Source organism: Pseudomonas sp. TH43 (assembly GCF_016650635.1).
Taxonomy (GTDB): domain Bacteria; phylum Pseudomonadota; class Gammaproteobacteria; order Pseudomonadales; family Pseudomonadaceae; genus Aquipseudomonas.
The window spans coordinates 1295018-1321611 of sequence record NZ_JAEKFI010000003.1; the positions used below are offsets into that span (position 1 = coordinate 1295018).

The 26594-nt window shown below is 59.6% G+C and carries 22 protein-coding genes and 1 pseudogene; 9 read left to right on the forward strand and 14 right to left on the reverse strand.

Features of this window, described 5'->3' with window-relative positions:
* Positions 1–30: 30 nt before the first annotated feature.
* The 4 genes from JFT81_RS15540 to mreB all read right to left on the reverse strand — a co-directional run bounded on the left by JFT81_RS15540 (position 31) and on the right by mreB (position 3468).
* A complete protein-coding gene (locus tag JFT81_RS15540) occupies positions 31–627 on the reverse strand; it encodes a Maf family protein (protein WP_201227976.1) in 597 nt (198 codons plus the stop codon).
* A gap of 37 nt (positions 628–664) precedes the next feature.
* Positions 665–1156 carry a rod shape-determining protein MreD gene (mreD, locus tag JFT81_RS15545; protein ID WP_008085408.1) on the reverse strand — a complete coding sequence of 164 codons (492 nt, stop codon included), beginning with the start codon at positions 1154–1156 and terminating at the stop codon, positions 665–667.
* Positions 1156–2289: a rod shape-determining protein MreC gene (gene mreC, locus JFT81_RS15550; RefSeq protein ID WP_201228107.1), complete on the reverse strand. Its 1134-nt coding sequence runs from the start codon at positions 2287–2289 to the stop codon at positions 1156–1158. The genes mreD and mreC overlap by 1 nt, the downstream gene beginning before the upstream one ends.
* Positions 2290–2430: 141 nt before the next feature.
* Positions 2431–3468, reverse strand: a complete 1038-nt coding sequence (mreB, locus tag JFT81_RS15555) for a rod shape-determining protein MreB (protein ID WP_002555108.1) — start codon at positions 3466–3468, stop codon at positions 2431–2433.
* A gap of 211 nt (positions 3469–3679) precedes the next feature.
* On the opposite strand from mreB, the gene gatC reads away from it, so the two are divergent.
* The 6 genes from gatC to JFT81_RS15585 all read left to right on the forward strand — a co-directional run bounded on the left by gatC (position 3680) and on the right by JFT81_RS15585 (position 9108).
* Positions 3680–3967: an Asp-tRNA(Asn)/Glu-tRNA(Gln) amidotransferase subunit GatC gene (gatC, locus tag JFT81_RS15560; RefSeq protein ID WP_150769385.1), complete on the forward strand. Its 288-nt coding sequence runs from the start codon at positions 3680–3682 to the stop codon at positions 3965–3967.
* Positions 3968–3983: 16 nt separating this feature from the next.
* Entirely contained in the window at positions 3984–5435 is a 1452-nt protein-coding gene (gene gatA / locus JFT81_RS15565; protein WP_201227977.1) for an Asp-tRNA(Asn)/Glu-tRNA(Gln) amidotransferase subunit GatA, read from the forward strand.
* A gap of 146 nt (positions 5436–5581) precedes the next feature.
* Positions 5582–7027 carry an Asp-tRNA(Asn)/Glu-tRNA(Gln) amidotransferase subunit GatB gene (gene gatB / locus JFT81_RS15570; protein WP_201227978.1) on the forward strand — a complete coding sequence of 482 codons (1446 nt, stop codon included), beginning with the start codon at positions 5582–5584 and terminating at the stop codon, positions 7025–7027.
* 221 nt (positions 7028–7248) lie between these two features.
* Positions 7249–7623, forward strand: a complete 375-nt coding sequence (locus tag JFT81_RS15575; RefSeq protein ID WP_201227979.1) for a septal ring lytic transglycosylase RlpA family protein — start codon at positions 7249–7251, stop codon at positions 7621–7623.
* Positions 7624–7669: 46 nt separating this feature from the next.
* Entirely contained in the window at positions 7670–8731 is a 1062-nt protein-coding gene (locus JFT81_RS15580) for a calcium/sodium antiporter (RefSeq protein ID WP_201227980.1), read from the forward strand.
* On the forward strand, positions 8728–9108 hold the full coding sequence (locus tag JFT81_RS15585; RefSeq protein ID WP_064119346.1) for a carboxymuconolactone decarboxylase family protein: 381 nt from the start codon (positions 8728–8730) through the stop codon (positions 9106–9108). Before JFT81_RS15580 ends, JFT81_RS15585 begins: the two co-directional genes overlap by 4 nt.
* Before the next feature lie 115 nt (positions 9109–9223).
* Here JFT81_RS15585 and JFT81_RS15590 read toward each other — a convergent pair whose 3' ends face one another.
* The 9 genes and pseudogenes from JFT81_RS15590 to JFT81_RS15630 all read right to left on the reverse strand — a co-directional run bounded on the left by JFT81_RS15590 (position 9224) and on the right by JFT81_RS15630 (position 20889).
* On the reverse strand, positions 9224–10165 hold the full coding sequence (locus tag JFT81_RS15590; RefSeq protein ID WP_201227981.1) for an AEC family transporter: 942 nt from the start codon (positions 10163–10165) through the stop codon (positions 9224–9226).
* Positions 10166–10428: 263 nt separating this feature from the next.
* Complete coding sequence (gene garD / locus JFT81_RS15595; RefSeq protein WP_201227982.1) at positions 10429–11982, reverse strand: galactarate dehydratase; 1554 nt, start codon at positions 11980–11982, stop codon at positions 10429–10431.
* A gap of 11 nt (positions 11983–11993) precedes the next feature.
* Positions 11994–13391 (reverse strand): annotated as a pseudogene (locus tag JFT81_RS15600) (MFS transporter); the annotation flags it as partial.
* 126 nt (positions 13392–13517) lie between these two features.
* Entirely contained in the window at positions 13518–14963 is a 1446-nt protein-coding gene (locus tag JFT81_RS15605; protein ID WP_201227984.1) for an aldehyde dehydrogenase family protein, read from the reverse strand.
* A gap of 74 nt (positions 14964–15037) precedes the next feature.
* Positions 15038–15949 carry a 5-dehydro-4-deoxyglucarate dehydratase gene (kdgD, locus tag JFT81_RS15610; RefSeq protein ID WP_201227985.1) on the reverse strand — a complete coding sequence of 304 codons (912 nt, stop codon included), beginning with the start codon at positions 15947–15949 and terminating at the stop codon, positions 15038–15040.
* 358 nt (positions 15950–16307) lie between these two features.
* Positions 16308–17057, reverse strand: coding sequence for a FadR/GntR family transcriptional regulator (locus tag JFT81_RS15615; RefSeq protein WP_201227986.1), 750 nt, complete (start codon positions 17055–17057; stop codon positions 16308–16310).
* A gap of 192 nt (positions 17058–17249) precedes the next feature.
* Positions 17250–18977 carry an ABC transporter ATP-binding protein/permease gene (locus JFT81_RS15620; RefSeq protein WP_201227987.1) on the reverse strand — a complete coding sequence of 576 codons (1728 nt, stop codon included), beginning with the start codon at positions 18975–18977 and terminating at the stop codon, positions 17250–17252.
* A 96-nt stretch (positions 18978–19073) separates the two neighbouring features.
* Positions 19074–19634 (reverse strand): response regulator transcription factor, encoded by a 561-nt coding sequence (locus tag JFT81_RS15625; protein ID WP_003221630.1) that lies wholly within the window; start codon positions 19632–19634, stop codon positions 19074–19076.
* Entirely contained in the window at positions 19627–20889 is a 1263-nt protein-coding gene (locus tag JFT81_RS15630) for an ATP-binding protein (RefSeq protein WP_201227988.1), read from the reverse strand. Before JFT81_RS15630 ends, JFT81_RS15625 begins: the two co-directional genes overlap by 8 nt.
* Before the next feature lie 438 nt (positions 20890–21327).
* On the opposite strand from JFT81_RS15630, the gene JFT81_RS15635 reads away from it, so the two are divergent.
* Positions 21328–22044: an SIMPL domain-containing protein gene (locus JFT81_RS15635; protein ID WP_201227989.1), complete on the forward strand. Its 717-nt coding sequence runs from the start codon at positions 21328–21330 to the stop codon at positions 22042–22044.
* A gap of 188 nt (positions 22045–22232) precedes the next feature.
* Here the strand turns inward: JFT81_RS15635 and JFT81_RS15640 are convergent, their stop codons facing one another.
* A complete protein-coding gene (locus JFT81_RS15640; protein WP_201227990.1) occupies positions 22233–22595 on the reverse strand; it encodes a DUF6124 family protein in 363 nt (120 codons plus the stop codon).
* Positions 22596–23175: 580 nt separating this feature from the next.
* On the opposite strand from JFT81_RS15640, the gene JFT81_RS15645 reads away from it, so the two are divergent.
* Positions 23176–24111, forward strand: coding sequence for a transposase (locus tag JFT81_RS15645; RefSeq protein WP_201202023.1), 936 nt, complete (start codon positions 23176–23178; stop codon positions 24109–24111).
* An 850-nt stretch (positions 24112–24961) separates the two neighbouring features.
* The gene (locus tag JFT81_RS15650; RefSeq protein ID WP_201227991.1) at positions 24962–26563 is read left to right on the forward strand and encodes an ABC transporter substrate-binding protein; all 1602 of its coding nucleotides are present in this window, start codon (positions 24962–24964) and stop codon (positions 26561–26563) included.
* Positions 26564–26594: the final 31 nt, after the last annotated feature.

Consider the following 26594-nt stretch of genomic DNA (forward strand, 5'->3'; position numbering starts at 1 on the left):
ATAATGGCCGCATCTTGATTCGTACGACGCTCATTGCGCGTTCAGGTTTTGCCAACAGGGTATGCCGAAATGGCCCAACAGTTCTGCGGTTTCGCAAACAGGCAGCCCGACGACCGCCGAATAGCTGCCATTGAGCCCCGCGACAAACACCGCGCCGAGGCCCTGAATGCCGTAGCCGCCGGCCTTGTCCCGGGGTTCGCCGCTGGCCCAGTAGGCTGCCGCTTCTTCACGGCTGATCGGCCGGAATCGCACCAGACTGCGCACCACCCGTGATTCGCAGCGGTCGCCTTCAAGCAGGGCGATGGCGGTCAGCACTTCATGTTCCTTGCCGGACAACACCATCAGCATGGCGCATGCATCGGCTTCGTCCACTGGTTTGCCGAGAATTTTGCCGTCGAGCACCACGGCGGTATCGGCACCCAGCACACAGAACGGTTGATCGGACACGACCGCGCGCCGTCCGGCCTCGGCCTTGCCACGCGCGAGGCGTTCAACGTAGGCCGAGGGCGATTCTGCGGATAACGGGGTTTCATCGATGTCCGCGCTGATGGCGGCGAATGGAATGCCGATCTGCGTGAGCAATTCACGTCGACGCGGCGATCCGGAGGCGAGGTAAAGCGGCTTCATCAAAACATCTCCCTGTTCAGTGCCTTGCTTCACCGGCTCAATTGATTTTGTAGCGTCGGCGCAATCCACGCAAAGCGAAGCTGACCCACGGCCAGAGCAAGGCACTGACCAGTGCCGGAAGCACCAGCGCCAGCGTCGGCTGACGGTTGCCGGTCAGGGCGCTGAGCCACAATTGCACAAGTTGCGCGAGGCCGAAGATCACCAGGATCACCAGACACTGTTGCCACATCGGGAACATCCGCAGACGTTGTTGCAACGACAGCACAAGGAAGGTGATCAACGTCAGAATCAAGGCGTTCTGGCCAAGCAGCGTGCCGTACAGCACGTCCTCCGCCAGCCCCAGGCAAAACGCCGTGACCATGCCAACCGTGTGCGGCATGTACAGCGCCCAAAATGTCAGGAGCAGCGCCAGCCACAGCGGACGCAGGATTTCCATGAATTGCGGCAACGGCGAAACGCTGAGCAGCAGGCCAATGGCGAATGTCAGCCAGACCATCCAGCCGTTACGCGAGGCAGTCGCTCCAACCATTATTCTTGTCTCCCGGTGGTGGCAGGCGCAGTGACCGGCGGTTTCGCCGCCGGCCGCGCTGCAGGCTGGGCCGCTGGAGGTTTACTGGCCGCTGGAGGCTTGGCCGCAGCGGGCGGTTTGCTCGCTGGCGGTTTGGCTGGCGTGGCACTGGCGGCAGCGGCAGGAGCCGCGGGAGTAGCGGGCGTCGCAGCAGCGGCTGCAGGAGGCGGGGTCACGGTCTTCGGCACGGTCGCCGGAATCACCGGGCCGCCGCCAAAGGCATCAAGATTTTCCTGTGCTTGCGCGGCATCGTTGACGCGCTCTTCAGCGGTGCGGTTGTCGCTGAACACCAGCAGCAGGTAACGGCTGCGGTTCAATGCGGCAGTCGGCACGGCACGGACGATGGCGAAGGGCTGACCGGAATCGTGGATCACTTCCTTGACCGTGGCCACCGGATAACCGGCCGGAAAACGCTGACCGAGGCCCGAGCTGACGAGCAGATCGCCTTCCTTGATGTCGGCGGTATCCGCCACATGACGCAGTTCCAGGCGCTCCGGATTGCCGGTGCCGCTGGCAATGGCCCGCAGACCATTACGGTTCACCTGAACAGGAATGCTGTGTGTGGTGTCGGTCAGCAACAATACACGCGAGGTGTACGGCATCAACTCGACCACCTGCCCCATCAAGCCGCGCGCATCGAGCACCGGCTGACCCAGCACCACGCCGTCGCGCTCACCTTTATTGATGATGATGCGATGGGTGAAAGGGTTGGGGTCCATGCCGATCAACTCGGCCACTTCGACCTTTTCGTTTACCAGCGCGGAGGAATTGAGCAACTCGCGCAGCCGAACGTTCTGCTCGGTGAGGGCGGCAAGCTTCTGCATGCGACCCTGCAACAGCAGGTTTTCGGTCTTGAGTTTTTCGTTTTCGGCGACAAGCTCGGTGCGGCTGCCGAACTGACTGGCGATCCCTTCCCACAGCCGTCCGGGCAGGTCGGTGATCCAGTAGGCGTCCATCAACACCAGCGACGCTTGTTTGCGCGCGGGTTTGAGCAGGTCGAAGCGGGCATCGACCACCATCAGCGCGACCGACAGCACGGCCAGCACCAACAGGCGCACACCCAACGAAGGGCCTTTGGCGAAAAGCGGTTTAATAAGCCGCTCCTCCCAGGCAAATGTTCTGTTTATTCATACGGCATCAAACCGGCCTGGATGAAGACTGACAGAAGATAAACGCCAACAGGCAGCACTGCAAAGTGCTGCCTGCGCGCTCACCCACGTTATGCACCCAACGAGTTATTCGCTGGAGAGCAGGTCCATGGTGTGTTTATCCATCATTTCCAATGCACGGCCACCGCCGCGAGCAACACAGGTCAGCGGATCTTCGGCAACGATCACCGGCAGACCGGTTTCCTGGGCCAGCAACTTGTCGAGGTCACGCAGCAGCGCGCCACCACCAGTCAGGACCAGGCCACGCTCGGCGATGTCGGAAGCCAGTTCCGGCGGCGATTGCTCCAGCGCGCTTTTCACGGCCTGAACGATAGTGGCCAGGGACTCTTGCAGAGCTTCCAGCACTTCGTTGGAGTTCAGGGTGAATGCGCGTGGAACGCCTTCGGCCAGGTTGCGACCGCGAACGTCGACTTCGCGAACTTCGCCGCCCGGGTAGGCCGTGCCGATTTCCTGCTTGATGCGCTCAGCGGTGGATTCACCGATCAGGCTGCCGTAGTTACGACGCACGTAAGTGATGATCGCTTCGTCGAAGCGGTCGCCGCCAACACGCACGGATTCGGCATAGACCACACCGTTCAGGGAGATCAGCGCGATTTCGGTAGTACCACCACCGATATCCACGACCATCGAGCCGCGCGCTTCTTCTACCGGCAGGCCGGCACCGATCGCAGCCGCCATTGGCTCTTCGATCAGGAACACTTCACGCGCACCGGCACCAAGGGCCGATTCACGGATGGCGCGACGCTCAACCTGAGTGGATTTGCACGGAACGCAGATCAGCACACGAGGGCTAGGCTGCAGAAAACTGTTTTCGTGAACCTTGTTAATAAAGTATTGCAGCATCTTTTCGCAGACGCTGAAGTCGGCGATCACGCCGTCCTTCATCGGACGAATGGCAGCAATGTTGCCCGGTGTACGGCCGAGCATGCGCTTGGCCTCGGTGCCGACAGCAACGACACTTTTCTGGTTACCGTGTGTCCGAATGGCCACAACCGATGGCTCATTCAGGACGATACCGCGCTCGCGCACGTAAATAAGGGTGTTGGCAGTGCCCAGGTCAATGGAAAGATCGCTGGAAAACATGCCACGCAGTTTCTTGAACATGGGAAAGGGACCCTAGGCAACGCGTGGGTAAAAAAGTGCGGCAAACTCTAACAACGACAGGGATTTTGGGCAAGGCGCCAATATGTTAAATTGGCCGCTTTTCTGTGCACCAAGCCCCACAATCGCGGCCTTATGACCGTAGAAGTGCGGTAGTGTTCCGACAATCTAACACACGGACGCCGTCCGTTCTGTTTTCCACAGGAGAATCCCGATGGCGCTAGAACGCTCCGACGTGGAAAAAATCGCTCATCTGGCCTGCCTTGGCCTCAATGATGCCGATCTTCCACACATTACTTCCGCTCTCAACAGCATTCTCGGTCTGGTCGACGAAATGCAGGCTGTTAATACCGACGGAATCGAGCCTCTGGCCCACCCGCTGGAAGCCAGTCAGCGCCTGCGCGCCGACATCGTGACCGAGACCAATCATCGCGAGGCCTATCAGTCCATCGCACCAGCGGTCGAAAACGGCCTGTATCTGGTTCCGAAAGTCATCGACTAAAGGGAAAGAGCCTGCAATGCATCAAATGACTCTGGCCGAGATCGCCCGCGGTCTCGCCGATAAAAAGTTTTCCTCCGAAGAGCTGACCAAAGTCCTGCTGGCGCGTATCACCCAGCTCGATCCACAGCTCAACAGTTTCATCAGCCTCACCGAAGAGCTGGCCATCGAGCAGGCGAAAGCCGCCGACGTACGCCGCGCCAACGGTGAGAGCGGCGCGCTGCTCGGTGCGCCGATCGCTCACAAAGACCTGTTCTGCACCCAGGGCATCCGCACCAGCTGCGGCTCGAAGATGCTCGACAACTTCAAGGCACCCTACGACGCCACCGTGGTCGCGAAACTGGCTGCGGCCGGTGCCGTGACCCTGGGCAAGACCAACATGGACGAATTCGCCATGGGTTCGGCCAACGAGTCGAGCTGGTACGGCGCGGTGAAAAACCCGTGGAACCTGGAACACGTACCAGGCGGTTCGTCCGGTGGTTCGGCAGCGGCAGTTGCCGCGCGTCTGTTGCCGGCGGCGACTGCCACCGACACGGGCGGTTCGATCCGCCAACCGGCGGCGTTCACCAACCTCACCGGCCTGAAACCGACCTACGGTCGTGTTTCGCGCTGGGGCATGATCGCTTACGCCTCCAGCCTCGATCAGGGCGGCCCGTTGGCGCGCACTGCCGAAGACTGCGCAATTATGTTGCAGGGTATGGCCGGCTTCGATCAGAACGACTCCACCAGCATCGATGAGCCGGTGCCGGATTACTCCGCCAGCCTCAACGAATCGCTGCAAGGCCTGCGCATCGGCGTGCCGAAGGAATACTTCAGCGCCGGTCTCGATCCGCGCATTGCCGAGCTGATCCAGAACAGCATTAAAGAGCTGCAGAAGCTCGGTGCCGTGATCAAGGAAATCAGCCTGCCGAACATGCAGCACGCGATTCCTGCGTATTACGTGATCGCCCCGGCAGAAGCGTCTTCCAACCTGTCGCGTTTCGACGGCGTGCGTTTCGGCCACCGCTGCGAGAACCCGCAAAACCTGATCGACCTGTACAAGCGCTCGCGTGGCGAAGGCTTCGGCCCGGAAGTCCAGCGCCGGATCATGGTCGGTGCCTACGCGCTGTCCGCCGGTTACTACGACGCCTACTACCTGAAAGCGCAGAAGATTCGTCGTCTGGTGAAGAACGACTTCATGGCTGCCTTTAATGAGGTCGACATCATCCTCGGCCCAACCACGCCGAACCCGGCCTGGAAACTTGGCGCCAAGAACAGCGACCCGGTCGCCGCCTATCTGGAAGACGTCTACACCATCACCGCCAACCTCGCGGGCCTGCCGGGCCTGTCGATGCCGGCCGGTTTTGTCGACGGTCTGCCGGTTGGCGTGCAGTTGCTCGCGCCGTATTTCCAGGAAGGTCGCCTGTTGAACGTTGCCCACCAGTATCAGTTGAACACTGACTGGCACACCCGCACCCCGCAGGGGTTTTGAAACTGCTGCGCTCGGTAATGCTGCGTTGAAAACTGGCTCGTAATGCTCATTGACTAACGTCAACTCCGCTTACTCGCCAGTTTTCGCCTTGCCTTACCTTCGCTCGCGACGTTTCAAAATCCCCAGCAAAAGGCTAGGAGACACACATGCAATGGGAAGTCGTGATCGGGCTGGAGATTCACACTCAGCTCACTACCCGGTCGAAAATCTTTTCCGGTAGTTCCACCACATTCGGCTCCGAGCCGAACACCCAGGCCAGCCTGATCGACCTGGGCATGCCTGGCGTTCTGCCGGTGCTGAACCAGGAAGCCGTGCGTATGGCGGTGATGTTCGGTCTGGCGATTGACGCCGAGATCGGTCAGCACAACGTGTTCGCCCGTAAAAACTACTTCTACCCGGATCTGCCGAAGGGCTACCAGATCAGCCAGATGGAATTGCCGATCGTCGGCAAGGGCCACCTGGACATCGCCCTGGAAGACGGCACGGTCAAACGCGTCGGCATTACCCGCGCGCACCTGGAAGAAGACGCCGGCAAGAGCCTGCACGAAGAATTCAACGGTGCCACCGGCATCGACCTGAACCGTGCCGGCACGCCGCTGCTGGAAATCGTTTCCGAGCCGGACATGCGCAGCGCCAAGGAAGCCGTGGCTTACGTCAAGGCGATCCACGCTCTGGTGCGTTATCTGGGCATCTGCGACGGCAACATGGCCGAAGGCTCGCTGCGTTGCGACTGCAACGTATCGATCCGTCCGAAAGGCCAGGTCGAGTTCGGCACGCGCTGCGAGATCAAGAACGTCAACTCGTTCCGTTTCATCGAGAAGGCGATCAACTCCGAAATCCAGCGTCAGATCGAGCTGATCGAAGACGGCGGCAAGGTCATTCAGCAGACCCGCCTGTACGATCCGAACAAGGACGAAACCCGTCCGATGCGTTCGAAAGAGGAAGCCAACGACTACCGTTACTTCCCCGATCCGGACTTGCTGCCAGTGGTCATCGAAGAATCGTTCCTCGGTGAGGTGCGTGCCACCCTGCCGGAACTGCCACCGCAGAAACGCGAGCGCTTCCAGGAGCAATTCGGCCTGTCGGTCTACGACGCCAACGTGCTGGCCACCAGCCGTGAGCAAGCGGACTACTTCGAAAAAGTCGCCGCCATCGGTGGTGACGCCAAATTGGCGGCGAACTGGGTGATGGTCGAGTTGGGCAGCCTGCTCAACAAGCAAGGCCTGGACATCGACGAGTCGCCGGTTTCCGCCGAACTGCTGGGCGGCATGCTGCTGCGCATCAAGGACAACACCATCTCCGGCAAGATTGCCAAAGTGGTGTTCGAAGCGATGGCCAACGGCGAAGGCAGCGCAGACGAGATCATCGAAAAGCGCGGCCTGAAGCAGGTTACCGACAGCGGTGCGATCTCGGCGGTACTCGACGAAATGCTCGCGGCCAACGCCGAGCAAGTTGAACAATACCGCGCGGCAGACGAAGCCAAGCGCGGCAAGATGTTCGGCTTCTTCGTCGGCCAGGCGATGAAAGCTTCGAAAGGCAAAGCCAACCCGCAGCAAGTGAACGAACTGCTGAAAAGCAAGCTCGAAGGCTGATGAAAATGGGGCCAGTCCCAAGGACTGGCTCCGTCTCCTGCAGGAGTGATCTGTGGCGAGGGGATTTATCCCCGTTGGGCTGCGCAGCAGTCCCAAAATCTGAGAGCTCGGTTTATCGGGTGTAAATCAAGCTCGGCATCTGGGGCCGCTTCGCTGCCCAACGGGGATAAATCTCCTCGCCACAAAAGCTCACGCCTGCACTAGTTTCGGGAAACCTTTGAATGAAGCGTTTGTTCATCAGCTGCGCCCTGCTCTCGTTGCTGGCCGGTTGCGCCAGCACCGACATCATCGACCCGCACGGTTACGACCAGAGCGGCGTCGCCTCCTACTACGGAGCCAAACACCACGGTAAACGCACCGCCAGTGGCGAGCCGTTCAACCAGAATTCCCTGACTGCCGCCCACCGCCAACTGCCGTTCGGTACGCGGGTGAAGGTCACCAACCTGAAAAACGATAAGTCCTGCGTGGTGCGCATCAACGACCGTGGGCCGCACACCCGTGGGCGCTTGATCGATGTTTCACGCGAAGCCGCCGAACAACTCGGTATGCTCGGCAGCGGTACCGCGCGGGTTCGCGTGCAAGCCCTCGACGACTGATGGAGCGCCAACCATTTTCGGACTGACCGATTTACCGCTGATCAGCGTGATCGAACTGCTCGCTGGCCTGTGCCTGCTGATCTTCGGTGCCGAGTTGATGGTGCGCGCAGCGGTGCGTCTGGCTGAACGTTTGCACGTGCGCCCGCTGATCATCGGCCTGACCATTGTTGCCCTCGGCAGCAGTGCCCCGCAGATGGCGGTCAGCGTGCAAGCGGCGCTGGCGCACAACCCCGACATCGCCGTCGGCAGCGTGCTCGGCAGCAGCATCTTCAACATCCTCGTGACCCTAGGCCTGTCGGCGCTGATCATTCCGCTGCGCGTGTCGCGGCAACTGGTGCGCCTCGACATTCCGTTGATGATCGGCGCCAGCCTGCTGGTGTTTGTGTTGGCGTGGAACGAAGAAATCGGCCGTCTCGACGGCATTATTTTGCTCTGCGCGCTGGCCCTCTACCTCGGGTTGCTGCTGCGCCAGTCGCGGCACTCGACGCGACCGCATGCGGAACAGACTGAAGCCGCGCCGACCTCCTGGATCGGCAGCTCGCTGATGATCATTGCCGGGCTGGCGATGCTGGTCTTCGCCGGGCATCTGCTGCTGGGCGCCGCCGTGGTGGTGGCCACGGATCTGGGCTTCTCTGAACGGGTGATCGGCCTGACCGTGGTCGCCGTCGGGACGTCACTGCCGGAACTGGCAACCTCGCTGATCGCCGCACTGCGTGGGCAACGGGACATTGCGGTAGGCAACGTGATCGGTGCCAACCTGTTCAACTTGCTCGGCGTGCTGGGTGTCACCGCACTGATCGCGCCGACGCCGCTATCGGTATCGCCAAATGCGCTGGATTTTGACCTGCCGGTAATGCTCGGCGTCGCCGCGCTGTGCCTGCCGGTGTTCTATTCCGGCTACCGCGTGACCCGCGCCGAGGGTTTGCTGCTGCTGGGTTTGTATCTGGCTTACGGGCTGCACGTGGTGTCGTTCACCACCGGCATGCCCCTGGCCGGCAAGCTTGAGCGCCTGATGCTGTTTTACGTTCTGCCGACGCTGCTGACGTTTCTGCTGTTCACGTCGATCCGCGCCTGGCGCCGCCAACACCACAAGAGTGATAAACCATGACCGAATCGAAGCAGTCCGGGGTTGAAGTCCGCCGCCAGGTAATGGGCGATGCGTTTGTTGATCGGGCGTTGGGCAACGCCACCGAGTTCACTCAACCGCTGCAGGATTTCGTCAATGAACACGCCTGGGGCGGTGTGTGGAATCGCGAAGGTCTGCCGTTGAAAACCCGTAGCCTCATCACCCTCGCGGCGCTCACTGCGTTGAAGTGCCCGCAAGAGCTGAAAGGCCACGTGCGCGGTGCACTGAACAACGGCTGCACGGTGGACGAGATTCGCGAGGCGCTGCTGCATTGCGCGGTGTATGCCGGTGTGCCGGCAGCGATTGATGCGTTTCGGGCGGCGCAGGAAGTGATCGACACCTATCAGAAGCCCGAGTAATTCAGAGAGGCTGAAATAGCTTTCGCGAGCAGGCTCGCTCCCACATTGAAATGCGTTTCAACTGTGGGAGCGAGCCTGCTCGCGAAGAGGCGCGAAAGAACAACCAAGCTTCAGGCTAGATCCACCCACCCCACTGCAAAACGAAGATGCCGATATTGGTGGTAATCGCCGCCATCAGCGTGGTCAGCACAATAATCGCCGCCGCCAACTCATGATTGCCCTGCGCCGCACGGGCCATGACGAAACTTGCCGCCGCCGTCGGACTGCCGAAGTACAGAAACAGAATCCCCAACTCCGCCCCGCGAAAGCCCCACAGCCAGGCGCCGAGCGTCGCCAACAGCGGCAAACCGATCATCTTCACCAGACTCGAACTCAGCGCCATGCTGCCGCTCTTGCGCAACGCCGCCAGTGACAGAGTGCCGCCGATGCAGATCAGCGCCAGCGGCAGCGTGGTCTGCGCCAGATACTGACCTGAGGTTTCCAGCCATCCCGGCAAACCGATCTTGAAATAAGCAAACGGCGCCGCCGCAATCACGCTGATGATCAACGGGTTGCTGAACACGCTTTTGCAGATGCTCCACGGATCAGACTTGATCACCGGGCTGTACACCGCCAGCACGATGGTCGACAGCGTGTTGTAAAACAGGATCACCAGCGCCGCGAGAATCGCCCCGAGGGAAATCCCGTAATCGCCGTACATGCTCGCGGCGAGTGCCAGACCGATCACGCCGTTATTGCCGCGAAATGCGCCTTGGGTATAGATGCCGCGGTCTTCGCGCGGGCATTTGAAAATCGCCCAGCCCCAGGCCAGGGCAAAACTCACCAGCGTGGCGAGGGAAAAGTAGATCAGCAGCGCCGGTTGCAGTGCAGCGTGCAGGTCGGCGTGCAGAATGCCGAGGAACAGCAGCGCCGGCATCGTGACGTTGAACACCAGTGACGAGGCGGTATGGATGAAGTTGTCGTTGATCCAGTCGATGCGCTTGAGCAGCACACCGAGAAACAGCATGGCAAACACCGGCGCGGTGATGTTCAGGGTTTCGAGGAAAATTGCCAGCATGCCGGGGGAGCCTTGGGTGAGCGTCGTTAGGGGGCAATGATAAAGCAAAAGCCCCTCACCCTAGCCCTCTCCCCGAGGGAGAGGGGACCGATCGCGGGATATTCAATAATTCCACCGACCTGAAAGGGCACCTCTGAATCCAGAACGGCTTGTCGAGTCCATAATCAACGCGGTATTTCAGGTCGATGTATTGCGCTGGACAACTCGGTCGGCCCCCTCGCCCTCTGGGAGAGGGCTGGGGTGAGGGCCAAGCAGATCACGCATCAAGTAATCGGCGCTGGGTTGAACAACGTAATGTCGTTATGCAACTTGTGCTTCTCCGCCCACGTCTGCTGTTTGCCGCTGGCAACATCCAGATAGTAGTGAAACAACTCCCAACCCAATTCCTCGATGGTCGCCCGCCCAGTGGCAATTCGTCCGGCGTCAATATCGATCAGATCCGGCCAACGCTGCGCCAGCTCCGTACGCGTCGAGACCTTCACCACTGGCGCCATCGCCAAACCGTACGGTGTGCCGCGCCCGGTGGTGAACACGTGCAGGTTCATCCCCGCCGCCAACTGCAACGTGCCGCAAACAAAATCACTCGCCGGCGTTGCGCAGAAAATCAAACCTTTCTGCTTGAAGCGCTCCCCCGGGCCAAGCACGCCATTGATCGCGCTGCTGCCGGATTTGACGATCGAACCCAGCGATTTCTCGACAATGTTCGACAGCCCGCCCTTCTTGTTGCCCGGCGTGGTGTTGGCGCTGCGATCCGCCTCGCCCTTGGCCAGGTAACGGTCGTACCAGTCCATCTCGCGCACCAGCTCCTCGGCCACGGTCTTGGTCTCGGCGCGGGAAGTCAGCAGATAAATCGCATCGCGCACTTCGGTGACTTCGGAAAACATCACCGTCGCCCCCGCGCGCAACAACAAGTCCGAGGCATAACCCAGCGCCGGGTTGGCGGTGATGCCGGAGAAGGCATCGCTGCCGCCGCACTGCATGCCGAGGATCAGCTCGGACGCCGGCACGGTTTCGCGGCGGCGCTGGTCGAGTTTCTTCAGGCGGACTTCGGCCAGTTGCATGATCTGCTCGATCATCTCGGTGAAACCGTGACTGGAATCCTGCAAGCGATACAGCCATGGATCGCTGAGATCAACCGACGCATCATCCTCATGCATCACCTGCCCGGCCTGCAATTTCTCGCAGCCCAGACTGATCACCAGCGCCTCACCACCGAGGTTCGGGTTGCGCGCCAGATTGCGCACGGTGCGAATCGGGATGTAGGCGTCGGTGGCGGTAATGGCCACGCCGCAGCCGTAACTGTGGGTCAGTGCCACCACGTCATCGACGTGCGGGTACTTCGGCAGCAACTCGTCCTTGATCCGTTTCACCGCGTGATCGAGTACGCCGGTGACGCACTGCACCGTGGTGGTGATCCCGAGAATGTTCCGCGTGCCGACGGTGCCGTCGGCGTTGCGATAACCCTCGAAGGTGAAGCCTTCCAGCGGTGTTTGCGCGTCCGGCACCTCGGTGGACAGCGGCAAGCTGTCCAGCGGCGGCGCGGTGGGCATGCGCAGTTGATCTTCCTTGACCCAACTGCCACGGGGGATCGGCTGCAACGCGTAGCCAATGATTTGCCCGTAGCGAATCACCTGGCCGCCCTCGGGAATGTCTTCCAGAGTGACCTTGTGGCTCTGCGGCACGAAATCCACCGTGACCAGGCCATCGGGGAATTCAGTACCGGCCGGTACACCCTGGTCATTGACCACAACCACTACGTTGTCCCGCTCGTGCAGGCGGATGTAGCGCGGCGAGTCGGAATGTTCAATCAACTGCATGACGCCGCTCCTCAGGAATGCGCTTGAGACAATTTACCGGTGGCTTCAGTACCGCTGTTGGTTGGCGGCTCTTTGAGTACCACACGTTTGATCGGGCCAACGATGACCAGATAGCTGAACACCGCGACCAGTGCGTTGGCACCGACAAACACCAGTGCCCATTTGAACGAACCGGTGGAACTGATGATGTAGCCGATCACGATTGGCGTGGTGATCGACGCGATGTTGCCGAAGGTGTTGAACAGGCCACCGCTCAGACCGGCGATCTGTTTCGGCGAGGTGTCGGAGACCACCGCCCAGCCCAATGCGCCAACGCCTTTGCCGAAGAAGGCCAAAGCCATGAAGCCGACGACCATCCACTCTACGTCAACATAGTTGCAGGCAACGATACTGCTCGACACCAGCAGACCAGCGATGATCGGCGCTTTGCGGGCGAAGGTCAGTGAATGGCCCTTGCGCAGCAGGTAATCGGAAATCACTCCGCCCAGCACGCCGCCGATGAAACCGCAGATCGCCGGCAAGGACGCGATGAAACCGGCCTTGAGAATGGTCATGCCACGCTCTTGCACCAGATACACCGGGAACCAGGTCAGGAAGAAGTAAGTGATGCCGTTGATGCAGTACTGGCCCAGATAAACGCCGAGCATCATGCGATTGGTCAGCAATTGACGGATGTAATCCCACTTCGGGCCGTCAGCCTTTTTGCCTTGCTTGACGTCCATGTCGACCATGCCGCCGTTGTCGGCAATGAACTGCACTTCCGCTTCGTTGGCCATCGGGTGTTGGCGCGGGCTGTGGATAACCTTCAGCCAGATGCCTGAAAAGACGATGCCGAACACGCCCATGACGATGAACACGTGCTCCCAACCGAAGGAGTAGACGATCCAGCCCATCAGCGGTGCGAACAACACCGTGGCAAAGTATTGCGCCGAGTTGAAGATCGCCGAGGCGGTGCCGCGTTCAGCGGTCGGAAACCAGGCCGCGACGATGCGGGCGTTGCCGGGGAAAGATGGCGCTTCAGCCAGCCCCACCAAAAAGCGCAGCATGAACAGCGCAACGATGGCCGTGGACATGCCGAACTCACCGACAAAGCCTTGCAGCACGGTAAACAGCGACCAGGTGAAAATACTCAGCGCATAGACTTTTTTCGAGCCGAAACGATCGAGCAACCAGCCACCGGGAATTTGCCCGGCGACGTAGGCCCAACCGAATGCGGAGAAGATATAACCGAGGGTGACCGCGTCGATACCGAGGTCTTTTTGCAGGCTGGAACCGGCAATGGCGATGGTCGCGCGGTCGGCATAGTTGATCGTGGTCACCAGGAACAGCATGAGCAAGATCAAATAGCGGACGTGAGTAGGCTTGGACGATTGCATGTAGATGTACTCCCACTGATTATTTTTATGCGCGGGTGAATCTTCTTTGGTCTGGCTTTTGTGGGAGCTGGCTTGCCAGCGATAGCATCAATGCGGTGCGACTGACATACCGAGTAGCCCGCATCGCTGGCAAGCCAGCTCCCACAGGTATTGCGTGGATCAGGAACCGATGTAACTGGTCTTCACGACCGTGTAGAACTCTTGCGCATAGCGGCCTTGCTCACGGGATCCATAGGATGAACCTTTACGCCCACCGAACGGAACGTGGTAATCCACGCCAGCCGTCGGCAGGTTGACCATCACCATCCCGGCCTGGGAATGGCGCTTGAAGTGGTTGGCATACTTCAGCGAAGTCGTCGCAATACCCGCCGACAGACCGAACTCGGTGTCGTTGGCCATTGCCAGCGCCGCGTCGTAATCTGCCACGCGAACGATGTTGGCGACTGGGCCGAAGATCTCTTCACGGCTGATGCGCATCGACGCTTCGCTGTCGGCAAACAGCGTCGGCGCGAGGAAGTAGCCTTCGGTGTCGCAGGTCACCAGACCGCCACCGCTGACCAGACGTGCACCTTCGGACTGGCCGATGTCGATGTACTTCATGTCCTGCTCAAGCTGCGCTTGCGAGACCACCGGACCGATGTCGGTACCGGATTTCAGCGCGTGGCCGACCTTGATCGACTTCATGCGCTCGGCCATGGCTTCAACGAACCTGTCGTGAATCCCGGCGGTAACGATCAAGCGGCTCGACGCGGTGCAACGCTGGCCAGTGGAGTAGAACGCACTCTGTACCGACAGCTCGACCGCTTGCTTGAGGTCGGCGTCGTCGAGAATGATCTGCGGGTTCTTGCCGCCCATTTCCAACTGCACTTTGGCCTGGCGCGACACGCAGTTGACGGCGATCTGCCGACCAACGCCGACCGAGCCGGTGAAGCTGATGCCATCGACTTTCGGGCTCTGAACAAGCGCGTCGCCAACCACACGACCGCTGCCCATCACCAGGTTGAATACGCCGGCCGGGAAGCCTGCGCGGGAGATGATTTCAGCCAGCGCCCAGGCGCAGCCCGGGACCAGATCGGCCGGTTTCAGCACGACGCAGTTGCCGTAGGCCAGAGCCGGGGCGATTTTCCACGCAGGGATGGCGATCGGGAAGTTCCACGGCGTGATCAGACCGACCACACCCAGCGCTTCGCGGGTGACTTCAACGTTGACGCCCGGGCGCACTGACGGCACGTAATCGCCAGACAGGCGCAGGCATTCACCGGCGAAGAACTTGAAGATGTTACCGGCGCGGGTCACTTCGCCGATGGCCTCAGGCAGGGTCTTGCCCTCCTCCCGCGCCAGCAAGGTGCCGAGTTCTTCGCGACGGGCGAGGATTTCCGTACCGACTTTATCCAGCGAGTCGTGACGGGCCTGAATACCCGAAGTCGACCAGGCCGGGAATGCGGCGCGAGCAGCATCGATGGCAGCGTGAACCTGAGTCAGGTCAGCCTTGGCGTAGTCGCCGATGGTATCGCTCAGCTCGGACGGGTTGATGTTGGCCGAGTAATCGGCACCGGCAACCCATTCACCGTTGATGTAGTTGTCGTAGCGCTTTGCATTTGTCACTGGGCAGCCCTCAAAACTAAAAGCCTTTACGCAAAAAGCCGCTGATTGCTCAGCGGCCTCGGTTTTATCGGGTGTTACTGCGCACCTTGCTTGTCGATCAGCGCGGCGAGCATTTCGTACTCTTCGCCAGTCAGATCGGTCAGCGGCGCCCGCACCGGGCCAGCGTCATAGCCGGCGATTTTGGCGCCTGCCTTGACGATGCTCACGGCGTAACCGGACTTGCGGTTGCGGATGTCCAGGTACGGCAGGAAGAAGTCATCGATGATCTTGCCGACGGTGGCGTGATCTTCACGAGCGATCGCGTGGTAGAAATCCATCGCGGTTTTCGGAATGAAGTTGAACACCGCCGAGGAATAAACCGGCACGCCCAGTGCCTTGTAAGCAGCGGCGTAGACTTCGGCGGTCGGCAAACCACCGAGGTAGGTGAAGCGATCACCGAGGCGGCGACGGATCGACACCATCAACTCGATATCGCCCAGGCCGTCCTTGTAACCGATGAGGTTCGGGCAGCGCTCGGCCAGACGTTCCAGCAGCGGCGCGGTCAGGCGGCAAACGTTGCGGTTGTAGACAACCACACCGATCTTGACCGATTTGCACACGGCTTCAACGTGGGCGGCAACCCCATCCTGGCTGGCTTCGGTCAGGTAGTGCGGCAGCAGCAACAGACCTTTGGCGCCCAGACGCTCGGCTTCTTGAGCGTATTCGATGGCTTGACGAGTCGAACCGCCAACGCCGGCGAGAATTGGCACGCTGGTCGCGCAGGTGTCGACGGCAGTCTTGATGATTTCCGAATATTCGCTGGCAGCGAGGGAGAAGAACTCACCGGTGCCGCCCGCAGCGAACAATGCCGAAGCACCGTACGGCGCCAGCCATTCCAGACGTTTGATGTAGCCGGCGCGATGGAAATCGCCCTGCGCGTTGAAATCGGTTACCGGGAAAGACAGCAGGCCGGTAGAGAGGATGGACTTCAGTTCTTGTGGATTCATTATTCGAACACCCTGGTAGCAACGTTTTTTGTGATTGGACCGTTTCAGCCTTCGCCGAAGTTGTAGGTCATCGTACAACTTAAAAAATAACCGTCAACTGCATTTCATCGTTGCGGGCGATTTTTTGTCGGACACGATTCCAGGTATGCCGGAAAAACGTTGCAGCAGGGGGCTATCAGCGGCGGCGCGATAACACGCCAGAAAGGTTATGGACGAGAAAGGATGTCGGAGGAGTCAGCCATGACTAGCTGAATACAAAAGCGGCGGCGCACTGCGATCTTTTGACCTGATACTAAAACTGGATCAGAAGATCGTAGCGTGCCGCCGCTTTGCAGGATGGGGGCTGGTGCTGAAGCGCTTAGCCGCGCTGGGCTTGTGCTTCTTCGTGGGCCTGGCGCAACCGCTCGCGGCTGTTGGTCAGGTGCAGTCGCATGGCCGCGCGGGCGGCATCACTGTCCTGACGGGCAATCGCTTCGTAGATTTCTTCGTGCTCACGGCTCAGGCGGTGCATGTAGTGCTGCTGATCATCATGCGCCAGACGCGCCGAATTAAGCCGCGTGCGCGGAATAATACTGGTGCCGAGGTGAGTCATGATGTCGGTGAAATAGCGGTTGCCGGTGGACAGCGCAATTTCCAGGTGGAAGGCGAAGTCCGAGGCCACAGCATCGCTGGCGTGGGCGACACTGTCGTTCAAGGCATCGAGGGCGGCGCGCATGGTTGCCAGTTGCTCGGGGCTGCGGCGCTGCGCGGCGAGGCCGGCGGATTCCACTTCAAGACTGATGCGCAATTCGAGAATCGCCAGCACATCACGCAGGGTGACGACGGTGGCCGGATCGATGCGGAAGCCACTCGGGCTTGGCGTGTCGAGAACAAAAGTGCCGATGCCGTGACGGGTTTCCACCTGGCCGGCAGCTTGCAATCGGGAAATCGCTTCACGCACCACGGTACGGCTGACGCCATGGGCTTCCATGATCGCCGACTCGGTGGGCAACTTGTCGCCGCGCTTGAGCAAGCCGTCGCGGATCTGCTCGCTGAGCACCGTAACCAATTCCTGGGCCAGGCTGCGGCGCTTGCGTGGGAGGCGCGGGGTGTCGATCAGGTTTTCCATGGTCTGCATCTTGTCTCGAAAGTTCGGCTTGAAGGCATCATAGCTCAAGCGTGTTGTACGATCACTTCTCGTCACACGTTGCCTTTGCAGGAGCCGGGCTTGCTCGCGAAAGCGCCGTGTCAGTCAGCCCATGTTTTGGCTGATATGTCGCCTTCGCGAGCAAGCTTTGCTCCTACAAGTGTTATGGGCTGATCAGGCAGTGACGGTTTGCTCGACAAGGTGGCCGTTGTCGATGCGTACATGCCGTGGGTGGAATCGTTTCAAACTGCTGCGGTGGCCGACACTGACGATGCTCAGGCCCGGCAACTGATCGATCAGCGCCTGATACAGCGTCGCTTCGTCTTCTTCATCCATCGCCGACGTGGCTTCGTCCATATACAACCAGTGCGGTGCATAGAGCAGCGCACGGGCGAAGGCCAGTCGTTGCTGCTCACCCGGCGAGAGCATGCGTTGCCAGTGATTGGCTTCATCCAGGCGCTTGACCAGATGCGGCAGACGACAGGTTTGCAGAACCTGTTCGTAACGCTCCGGCGCATAGGTGTCACCCGGCTGTGGATAACTCAGCGCCTCGCGCAGCGTGCCGATCGGCAAATACGGCTTTTGCGGCAGGAACAGATAACGCGCCGTCGGCAGCCGAATACTGCCATGCCCCGCCGGCCACAAATGTCCCATCGCCCGTAGCAACGTCGACTTGCCGCTGCCGGAGCGGCCGCTGAGCATCAACCGCTCACCGGGCTCAACGGTCATGTCGGCACTGGTCAGCAGATGACGACCGTCAGCCAGATCCAGCCCGAGGTCTTGTACCTGCAATTCGCTGCCCTGATTTTGCACATCGATGGCCGGTGGGCGCTCTTCATTATCGGTCATCGCCTGGCGGAAACTCAGCAGACGATCACAAGTGGCGCGCCAGGAAGCGAGGCTCTGATACGCACTGATAAACCAGCTGAAGCTCTCTTGAACATTGCCGAATGCCGAACTGATCTGCATCAGTTCACCCAGCTCGATTTTGCCGGCGAGGTAACGCGGCGAGGCCACAATGAACGGGAAGATGATAGCGGCCTGGCTATAACCGGCGGTGAAGAACGTCAGGCGTTTGGACACTTTCATGATGTCCCAGAAGTTGTGCCAGACATTGCCGAAACGGGCGCTCAAGCGACGATTTTCGTTCGGTTCACCGTTGTACAACGCGATGCTTTCGGCATTCTCGCGAATCCGCACCATGGAAAAACGCAGGTCGGCTTCGAAGCGTTGTTGTTGGTTGTTCAGACCGATCAAACGACGACCGATCAAATGCGTCAGCCAACTGCCTACCACGGCGTAAACCAGCACGCACCAGAACATGTAGCCGGGAATGGTGATGCCATAGACTTCAATGCTCCCCGACACGCCCCAGAGAATGATCGAGAACGACACCAGACTGACGATATTGCGAAGCAGTCCAATGCCCAGTTCAAGGGTGTTGGAGGTGAAGTTGTTGAGGTCTTCGGAAATCCGCTGATCCGGGTTGTCGGTGTAACCGCCCTGCTCCAGCTGGTAGTAATTCTTGTCGGCAAGCCAACGGGAAAAATGCTTTTCGGTGAGCCAGGCCCGCCAGCGAATCGTCAGCATCTGGGTCAGGTAGAGCCGATACACCGCCCCGACAATCGCCACCGCCGCAATGCCGCAGAAATACAGAATCAAGCGCCAGAACGCCGCTTCATCCTTCTTCTGCAGAGCGTTATAGAAATCCTTGTACCAAGTGTTGAACCACACCGAGATGCCCACGCTGAGCAGCGAGAGCGCGATTACGGCAATCAGCAACGTCCAGGCCTTGCCCTTCTCTTCACTGCGCCAATAAGGCGTGATGATCGCCCACACCTTACGAAAAAACTGCCCGCGCACAGCATCGTTGACCGCGGAATATTCAGCGTTCTGATTCATGGATAAGGCTCGATATAGAAAAGAACAGACACGCACCGATCATAGTAGATCGGTGCGTTTTATCGCGAGGGCTGGCGATAGTCGTTCAGCGCAGGTTCAGCGACGAACCGGGCGCTTCTGCAGTTTGCGCTGCAGAGTGCGACGATGCATGCCCAGGGCGCGGGCAGTGGCGGAGATGTTGCCTTCGTGCTCGGTGAGCACGCGCTGGATGTGTTCCCACTGCAAGCGGTCGACCGACATCGGGTTTTCCGGCACCAGACTGTCGAGGTCGGCGTGCTCGGAAAGCAGCGCGGCCAATACGTCGTCGGCGTCGGCCGGTTTGCACAGGTAGTTGCAGGCACCGCGCTTGATCGCTTCGACCGCCGTGGCAATGCTCGAATAACCGGTGAGGATCACCACGCGCATTTCCGGGTCCAGTTCCAGCAGCTTGGGCAGCAGCACCAGGCCGGAGTCGCCGTCCATTTTCAGGTCGAGCGCGGCGTAGTCCGGCAGATCAGCCTGGGCGATGGTCAGGCCTTCCTCGGCGGAACCGGCGGTGCTGACGCGAAAACCACGGCGGGCCATGGCACGAGCCATGACGCGGGTAAAGGTTGCGTCGTCGTCGACCAGCAGCAAATGCGGCAGTTCTTCGCCTTCGACTTGGATTTCGTCACTCATGTTGGTCTCCTCGGGCGCCGTGGGGCAGGCGCAGCTCGGTGAGCGTGCCGCCTTCCTCATGACTATAGAGTTTCACTGAGCCGCCGGCGCGTGTCACGCTGGCCTTGCTCAAAAACAGGCCCAGGCCGAAACCTTTGCCCTTGGTGGTAAAAAACGGTTTGCCGATCTGCTCGGCGATGGCCAGCGGTACACCGGCGCCGTGGTCACGAATGCTGATGGTCACGTTTTCGGCGTCCCAGTCCAGCGTCACCTTGAGGTTTTCCGGGCAGGCGTCGGCGGCATTGTTCAGCAGATTCAGCAGCGCCTGAGTCAGGTCCGGCGGCGGCGCCATGCGCGGCACCGTGCCTTGGCCCAGGCGATGAAAGCGATAACTGGCTTCCGGGCGCATCAGGTGCCAGCGGTTCAGTGCTTCATCGAGCCATTGGGTGACGTCCTGCATTTCGACCGCCAGACGACGATTGGCCTCGGCGGCGCGGACCAGTTGCTGCAAGGTCTCTTTGCACAATTTGACCTGATCCTGCAGCACCTTCAGATCGTCCTGCAACATCGGGTCGGGATGATCCTGCTGCATCTCCTTGAGCAATACACTCATGGTCGCCAGCGGCGTGCCGAGTTCATGGGCGGCGCCAGCGGCCTGGGTAGCGACGGCGAGCAACTGCTGATCGCGCAGGCCTTCTTCACGACGGATCGCGCGTAATTCTTCCTGACGACGCAGCTCTTCGGCCATGCGTGCAGCGAAGAACGTGATCACCGCAGCGGCCAGCGCAAAGCTCAGCCACATGCCGTAGATCTGCAGATTCTCGCGGGCGACCGGCAGGGTCTCCAGTGGATAGAAACGCGTGAGCATCACCGTATACAGCGCCAGCGCGATGCCCGACAGGATTACCGAATAGCGCCACGGCAGCGTCACGGCGGCAATGGTCAGCGGCACCAGATAATACGAAACGAACGGGTTGGTCGACCCGCCGGAGAAATACAGCAGCGCGCTGTGGATAACCAGATCGCAGGCCAGTTGCAGCGCGTATTCGAGTTCGGTCACCGGCCACGACGTGCGCAGCCGCACGGCAGTGAACACACACAGCAGAATCGAGCAGCCGAGGGTCATCGCCAGTTGCACCCACGGCAACGGCAACAGTTGCAGCCAGTAGGCCAGGCCCACGGAACCGGCTTGCGCGGCGAGCACCAAAGTGCGAATGAAAGTCAGCCGCCAGAGGTTCTGGCGAGTGGCGGAAGTCAGTTGTACGGGGGCGAGCATGAGCTCTCCTGATGAGCGCTCCAGGCGGATCGCACGGAGTATAACCAAGCCACGGCCTCGAGAGGCGAAAGTGCGGCAAACGACCACATGGCGTGGCCAGAAAAATCGTCTACGCCGAACCCGCCTCCTCAACGAGTTGAGTCCAATTGTGGCGAGGGGATTCATCCCCGCTGGGTGGCGGAGCCGCCCCAAATCATGCGACCTCATTTAACCAGACATACCGCGTCAGCCTGATTGCGACTGCTGCGCAGCCGAACGGGGCGGTGCGACGTTTCGCTAAATCCCCTCGCCACAAAAACTTTCTCGACTTGGGATCAGCGGTGAGCCGGGGTATCTGTATAGAAGTTGTAACTGGGCGAACCGGAGCATAGAAGCTAGAGTCTGATGGTTTCACGCAGGCCCCCGAACCATCACCTGCGCCCTCATCAAGGAGCCTTCATGCACACATTTCGCCGCAGCGCCGCCCTTCTCGCCCTGACCGTCGGCAGCGTCGCCAGCCTTCCGGCCCTGGCCGCCGATGAGCTGCACTACAACCAGATTTCCCTGCGCGCCGAAGTCAGCCAGGAAGTCGCCCGCGACCAGATGATCGTGACGCTCTACACCGAAGAGCAAAACACCGACCCGGCCAAACTCGCCGCCGACGTCAGCACCACCATGAACAAGGCACTGGCCCAGGCCAAGCAAGTCAAAGACATCACCCTGCGCCAGGGCAGCCGCAACAGCTACCCGATCTACGACACCAAGGGCCAGAAAATCACCGGCTGGCGTGAACGCGCCGAACTGCGCCTGGAAAGCTCCGACTTCGCCGCCCTCTCCAAACTCACCGGCGAACTGCTGGGTGACCTGAAAATGGGCGGCATGGACTTCGCCATCGCCGACCCGACCCGCAAAGCCAGCGAAGACGCGCTGCTCAAAGAAGCCGTCAGCGCCTTCAAGGCCCGCGCCCAACTGGCCACCGATGCACTCGGCGGCAAGGGCTACAAAATCGTCAACCTGAACCTCAACAGCAACGGCTACCCACAACCGTACCTGCGCGCACCGATGATGATGAAAGCCGCCGGCATGGATTCAGCGCCAGTGACGCCAGAAGTTGAGGCCGGCACCAGCCAGGTCAGCATGACGGCTGATGGCTCGATTGAAGTGCTGATGCAGTGAATTGACGTGAGCTGAATGAAAAACCGGCGATCAGTGAATGATCGCCGGTTTTTTTGTGCCTGGAATTTATGTTGTTTGCTCGGCCGTCATCGCTGGCGAGCCAGCTCCCACAAGGTCATGCGTCGATTCCAAAATCAGCACAAAAACCTGTGGGAGCTGGCTTGCCAGCGATGAACGATAACGCGGTCTCACGTCTGCGGATCAACCCGATCCAACGCCCGATTCACCGCCAGTTCAGCCAGCATGATGATCTGCTGAATCCCCAGCACTGTGTTGCGCTGCAGACCGCTCAGCTCATTGGCGAAGTTACTGGCCGCAGCACTGGCGGAGGCCAGTGATTCACAGGCGTGAGCGAGCAGGCTTTCGGTGTCGACGTTGGGACAGACCATGAACATCGTGCTCGGTTGGCGCGACTTCGTGGGTTGGGGGCAGAGATAGAAATCGAGGGCGCGCTTCATGGCTTCGCGGTTTCGGGCGAGGTCTTCGTCGCGTAGGGCTTCGTCGAGAGGGGTTGGTTTTTCTTCGGGGGGATCGGGTACAGGCTTAGTCATTGGAAAACCCTATTTTGCAAATGGATGCCAGCACCTGCCGTTTCTCACGCGGCGAAGTGGGTGGCAGCTATGTGCGGGGTGAGAAACCGGAAAAATAGGAAACCGGCCAGACCGAAGTCTGCCCGCACACAGCCGCCATAACGCATTTGCAGGCAGCGAGTACGCTGGCGGCGATTATGCGGATACGTAGACCGAATAACTAATTTTTACCGGGTTCTCACACCCGATCGCTGAACATTCAGCGACATCCCAAGCCTAGAGAGCCCACGTCCGACGGACAACCTGAAAACCTTGTGGGAAGGTTCCGGTAATTCGATACACATTTAAACAGCCCAAAGTAATCGGGTGACCGAGCGGGCCTCTTCGCGAGCAGGCTCGCTTGTATGTTTAGACTTGAAGGGGTGGGCGGGACTACAGACTCGATTCTGACTCTGACCAGTACAGACCGTGGGAGACTTCTCGTCCCGCCCTTTCTACCCAAAGCGCCGATAAGGAATTCATCGGTAAACCGACGATAGAGACAAGCCAGCGCAACGGTAGACCCCAACAAGCTCTTAAACCCTAGCTCCGAGGATTCGTCATGACAATCCTTACTTCGCAGACGGTTGTTGGTATCGATATCGCCAAGGCCGAAGTCGTTGTCTATCGTGCTGACCTGGAAACAATTGAGTCGGTCAAAAATGATCGAGCCGCCCTCAAACGTTGGCTCAAAACTTTGCCTGCGCAAAGCGCTATCGCTGTTGAAGCCACCAACATCTACCACTTGGAGACTGTTGATCTGGCTCATGCGATGGGGCATCAGGTCTATGTCGTAGATGCTTATCGAGTTAGCCATTATCGTCGCGGGGTCGGTCAACGGGCCAAAAATGATCCCTGCGATGCCCGCGTGCTCGCGCGTTATTTGACGAATGAGCAATGTAAATTGCGGCTTTGGAACCCGCCACCCAAGGCCTATACCGTACTGAAAAGCTTGCTGCACAGACGCGCGACGTTAATTCAGAACCATACGGGGCTTATGTTGAGCTGGGCCGATGAACCCTTGCTGAAAAAAGAGCGTGCCGCTCAGCAAAAAGCATTCGAACGATCCGATCAGGTCATTCAGAAACTGCTGCGCAAGGTCAGCAAAGAGGCGGGTATTGAAGACAATATTGACCGCTGCAAAGCGATTGAAGGCGTGGGAGAACTGACGGCGACTGGGTTGGCAACGACCTATATGCGCGGTGACTTTGCCAATAGCGATGCCTTTATCGCGTTTTTGGGTATGGATCTGACAGTGGACGATTCGGGTAAAAAGAATGGCCCGAGATTCCTGACCAAAAAAGGAGACCCGGAGATCCGTCGGTTGACGTACAACGCCGCGATGGCGGCGAGTCGCTCAACGAAGTGGAAACCATTTTACGAGTCTTACCTGGCCAGAGGCTTCTCGAAAACACAGGCGTTAGTGGCCCTTGCTCGCAAGCTCTGTCGAGTGGCATTCGCCCTGATGAAAAATCAGGGCGAATACCGATTAGCCTGAGATTTTAGGGTTGCTGGCCAACATAGAATCTCCCACAGTTTGGACCGAGTACATCTGCCAGAGATTGGTCGGCTGTCAGGCCGCCATCGCTGGCAAGCCAGCTCCCACAGGGGTTGAGTTCATCTGGCAGAGACAGGTCGGCTGTCAGGCCGCCATCGCTGGCAAGCCAGCTCCCACAAGGGTTGAGTTCATCTGGCAGAGACAGGTCGGCTGTCAGGCCGCCATCGCTGGCAAGCCAGCTCCCACAGGGGTTGAGTTCATCTGGCAAAGTCAGGTCGGCTGTCAGGCCGCCTTCGCGAGCAAGCTCTGCTCCTACAGGATCGAAATCAAGATCAAAAGATCGCAGCCCTCGGCAGCGCCTACCGGGGAGACAAGTACACCCACCACGCGGCGCAGCCGCCCCACTCAACAGGATGAGCGTTAGCTCGGCAGCAGCTCTTGATCTTGATTCACGGGCGACATCGGAAGGCTGAGTGGAGGGATTCATCCGGGGGTGGGAGCGCAGCGACCGTTCGACGAAGTCGAACACATCGAGAGGAGGTGCAGCGCAGCAAACCGTAGGCGATGCCCCCGGATGGATCCCGGAGCGAAGGAACCCCGAGCCCCAGCGAGCGGGCCGCACGTAGGAGCAAGCCTTTTTTTGCTTACTTTTTTGAGGCGTTTGTCAAAAAAGTGAGTCGCCGTCAGGCGAAACCCTAAGCAGCCGTTACCGCAGCAACGGATATGCCCCCAACAAAAACCCCCACATATACCGAGATAGACACTCCCACAGGAAAAACGATATTTCCGGACACCCCCAAATCCCCGCTACCCTCAAAAAACCACCACCTCCAATATCCCCGGGGACTCCATGCCAAGATCCACCCTCAAACCGCTCCTGATCTCCCTGGCCCTGGCCGCAACCACACCCGTCGCCCACGCAGCCACCACCCTGGTCTACTGCTCCGAAGCCAGCCCCGCAGGCTTCGACCCCAGCCAATACACCAGCGGCACCGACTTCGACGCCTCCGCCGAAACCGTCTTCAACCGCCTCACCCAATTCCAGCGCGGCGGCACCGACATCGAACCCGGCCTGGCGACAAAATGGGACGTCTCCAGCGACGGCCTGCAATACACCTTCCACCTGCGCCAAGGCGTGAAATTCCACACCACGGAATATTTCACCCCGACCCGAGACTTCAACGCCGACGACGTGCTCTTCACCTTCCAGCGCCTGCTCGACCCAGACAACGCCTTCCGCAAGGCCTACCCCGCCGAATCCCCCTACCTCACCGACATGGGCCTGAATACCACGATCAAGTCGGTGGAAAAACTCGACGAGCAAACCGTGCGCTTCAACCTCAACAACGTCGACGCGGCCTTCGTGCAAAACCTCGCCATGAGCTTCGCCTCCGTGCAGTCGGCCGAATACGCCGCGCAACTGTTGAAGGAAGGCAAAGCCGCAGACCTCAACCAGAAGCCGATCGGCACCGGCCCGTTCGTGTTCAAGCGCTACCAGAAGGACTCGCAGATCCGCTACGCCGCCAACAAGGCCTACTGGAAACCCGAAGACGTCAAAATCGACAACCTGATTTTCTCGATCACCCCCGACGCCGCCGTGCGCCTGCAAAAACTCAAGGCCGGCGAATGCCAGGTCAGCGGCTACCCACGCCCGGCCGACATCGAAGTCATGGAAAAAGACCCGAACCTGCGCGTACTCAAACAGGCCGGTTTCAACCTCGGGTTCCTCGCCTACAACACCACTCACCCGCCACTCGACCAACTCAAGGTGCGTCAGGCGCTGGACATGGCCATCGACAAACCGGCGATTATCAAAGCCGTCTACCAAAGTGCCGGCCAACTGGCGCAAAACGCCTTGCCGCCCGCGCAGTGGTCTTATGACCCGAACATCAAGGACGCTCCTTACGACCCGGTGAAAGCCAAGGTGCTACTTAAAGAAGCAGGGGTTGCACCGGGTACTACCATCAACCTTTGGGCGATGACGGTGCAACGCGCATCCAACCCCAATGCGCGGATGTCGGCGCAGATGATTCAGCAGGATTGGGAAAAAATCGGCATCAAGGCCAACATCGTCAGCTATGAATGGGGCGAGTACATCAAACGCGCCAAAAATGGTGAACACGACGCGATGATCTATGGCTGGACAGGTGACAACGGTGACCCCGACAACTGGCTCGGTGTGCTCTACAGCTGCGCCGCAGTGAAAGGCAGCAACTACGCCAAATGGTGCGACCCGGCCTACGACAAACTGGTGCAACAGGCCAAGGTCTCTACCGATAAAACGCAACGGGTAAAACTGTATCAACAGGCGCAACTGATACTTAAACAACAGGTGCCCATCACCCCCATTGCCAACTCCACAGTGTTCCAGCCGCTGCGCAAGGAGGTCACTGATTTCCGTATCAGTCCTTTCGGGCTTACTCCGTTCTATGGCGTGGGTATAAATAAGTAACACCAAGCCCCAAGGCGGCGCGCACAACGTG